The sequence below is a fragment of the Vibrio sp. 10N.222.55.C6 genome (genome assembly GCF_041473395.1).
In the GTDB taxonomy this organism is placed as follows: domain Bacteria; phylum Pseudomonadota; class Gammaproteobacteria; order Enterobacterales; family Vibrionaceae; genus Vibrio; species Vibrio crassostreae_C.
The window spans coordinates 1-219 of the sequence record NZ_JBFRSD010000606.1; the positions used below are offsets into that span (position 1 = coordinate 1).

1 pseudogene is annotated in these 219 nt (G+C 46.1%); it reads right to left on the bottom strand.

Annotation, left to right across the window (positions count from 1 at the left end):
* Nucleotides 1-219: pseudogene (locus AB4486_RS25290) on the bottom strand (tetrathionate reductase); the annotation flags it as partial.

Consider the following 219-nt stretch of genomic DNA (forward strand, 5'->3'; position numbering starts at 1 on the left):
GTTAAGTGGTGATGATGTGTTTTGGTTTGGCTTAGATGCTGTCTTTGTCGCAGAGCCAGTTGATCTTGACGATCCAGCAGACACGATTTCAGAGGCGAACAACGCAAGTGCTAACCAAAGACCACACATACCAACAATGCCAAGTAGACCTGAGCTACCCATTGGCAATTCATAAGGGAATGCACCCACATCGAAACGTGGAATGGTTTGAACTTCCAT